The sequence below is a fragment of the Acidimicrobiales bacterium genome (genome assembly GCA_036273495.1).
In the GTDB taxonomy this organism is placed as follows: Bacteria; Actinomycetota; Acidimicrobiia; order Acidimicrobiales; family JAJPHE01; genus DASSEU01.
In genome coordinates this window covers 1-2,196 of the sequence record DASUHN010000353.1, presented here as the reverse complement: position 1 = coordinate 2,196, position 2,196 = coordinate 1, and the positions used below count along the sequence as shown (strand labels likewise).

The following is a 2,196-nucleotide window of genomic DNA, read 5'->3' as shown; positions in this document are numbered from 1 at the left end:
CGTTCACCCAGCAGTGGTCGCACCTGACCGGCGGCGGCCTGGCCGGCGCGGCCAAGAAGTACTTCGGCCTCAACCAGGACTGGAACATCGGCATCCCCGGCGTGTCCGCCAGCTACTTCCACGCCCCGGCCGACGTCACCGGCCCCGAGCTCGCCCAGGAGGCGTTCGGCCAGGGCGCGCTGATCGCCTCCCCGCTCGCGATGGCCTCAGTGGCCGCCACCGTATCGGCCGGGGAGTTCCACCAGCCGATCCTGATCCCCGGGACCAAGCAGGTCACCGCCACCCCGCTGTCGGCCAGCACCGACGAGCAGCTGAAGACGATGATGCGGGCCGTGGTCACCAGCGGGACAGCGGCCGGGATCGGCCTCGGCCCGAACGTCTACGCCAAGACCGGGACTGCCGACATCCAGGGCCAGGAGCAGCCCAACAGCTGGCTCGTCGCCTTCGACCCCACCCAGGACATCGCGGTGGCCGCCCTGGTCCTCGACTCCGGTTACGGCGCCTCGGTGGCCGGCCCCGAGGTCGCCTCCTTCCTCAGCCATTACTAGGCGGTCCCAGACTGAGCCGGAAGGACGTCCGGTCCGTTTCCACCCTATGAGCGGGAAATGTGAGAGTCACTCATCCCGGGCGCAGGGGGATTCAGATGGGCGTTGCCGCCTTGTTCACCTGGATAGCCACCGTCATGGGCGGCCTCGTGCTCCTGGTGATCTGGATCATCGAATACGACCCCGAGTTCCAGAGCGCGACCGCCACCCGCCTGCCCGTGCCGGTGATATCCCTGCACGCCTTCCTGGGCCTGAGCGGCCTGATGCTGTGGATCAGCTACCTCCTGCTCGACCAGCGGCGGCTGGCCTGGGCCACGGTGTGCGTCCTGGGCGCCGTCGCCGTCCTCGGCCTGGTCATGGCGGCCCGCTGGATCGGCGTGTACCGCCAGGTCGCCGCCCCCGGCCCGTCGCTGACCAGGCAGGCGATCGTCCCCCCGGAACGGAACTTCCCGCTCCCGGTCGTCATCCTGCACGGCGTCCTGGCCGTCACCACCCTCGTCCTGGTGCTCCTCACCGCGCTGGGCGTCGGGCTCGGGTGACCGGGAGCGCCCACAGCGGAATTTCAGCCTCCGGTGGTATAGATGCACTGTGGAGCATCGAGCTCGCGGTGTTACTGGCAGCCTGCGTGCCGGGACGCTGCTCGCCCTGCTCGCCCTGGCCGCGGCCGGCTGCTCGGGGACGGCTAGCCCGGCGCCCTCCTCCACCCCGCCCGCCGCGGCACCGGCCTCCTCGTCCACGCCCGCCTCGACGGCGTCCGCGAGCGGCACCGCAGGCGCGGTACCCGACTGGCCGATGTACCACGGCGACCCCGCCCACAGCGGCCGGTCGGCGTCCATGCCGGACGTGATCGCCATGCCGAAGGTGATCGAGTCGATCAAGCTGGACGGCGCCGTGTACGCCTCCCCGATCGCCGTCGACGGCGTGATCGTGGTGGCCACCGAGAACGACTCCGTCTACGCCTTCGACGCCCAGGGCAAGCAGCTCTGGCACGTCAAGGTGGGCAGCCCGTCACCCGCCTACCAGCGCGCCTGCGGCGACATCGACCCGCTGGGCATCACCGGCACCCCCATCTACAGCGCGCAGACCGGAGACGTGTACGTCGTCGCCGAGCACAACGGGACGGTCGGGCACGACCTGATCGCGCTCGACCTGCAGACCGGCCAGGTCAGCTGGCGGCAGAGCGTCGACCTGCCCGGCCCGACGCCGGCCGCGATGCAGCAGCGCGGCGCGCTGGCCATCACCGGCGGCCGGGTCTGGGTCCCGTTCGGCGCCCAGGCGGGCGACTGCTCGAACTACAAGGGCCGGGTGGTCGGCGTCCGGCTGGACGGCACCGGCCCCCCGGTCGTGTACGACCCGTCCACCCGCCGGCAGGGCGGCATCTGGAATCCGGCCGGTCCCACGGTGGACCCGGCCGGCCACCTCTACGTCGTCTCCGCGAACGGCTCGAGCTTCCCCGGCGACGCCTACGACCACACCAACTCGGTACTCGAGCTGAGCCCGTCGGGCCAGCTCCTCGACTCGTTCGCGCCCACCGACTGGGCTCAGAACAACCAGGGCGACGTCGGCCTCGGCTCACAGGGCGTGGCCCTGGTCGGCACCCAGTGGGCCGTGCTCGGCGGCAAGTCAGGCCCGGTGTACGTGCTGCGCCGGG

The 2,196-nt window shown here is 71.5% G+C and carries 3 protein-coding genes; all 3 read left to right on the top strand.

Annotation, left to right across the window (positions count from 1 at the left end; genetic code table 11):
* On the top strand, positions 1-548 hold a 548-nt coding region (locus VFW24_15025; GenBank protein ID HEX5268077.1), incomplete at its 5' end, for a penicillin-binding transpeptidase domain-containing protein.
* Positions 549-643: 95 nt separating this feature from the next.
* Positions 644-1,084, top strand: a complete 441-nt coding sequence (locus tag VFW24_15020) for a hypothetical protein (protein ID HEX5268076.1) — start codon at positions 644-646, stop codon at positions 1,082-1,084.
* Positions 1,085-1,337: 253 nt separating this feature from the next.
* A partial coding sequence (locus VFW24_15015) for a PQQ-binding-like beta-propeller repeat protein (GenBank protein ID HEX5268075.1) occupies positions 1,338-2,196 on the top strand: 859 nt, incomplete at its 3' end.

Bases quoted from the DNA above. Each gene is read 5' to 3' on its own strand.
- VFW24_15020 (HEX5268076.1), top strand. From the start codon at position 644: ATGGGCGTTGCCGCCTTGTTCACCTGGATAGCCACCGTCATGGGCGGC.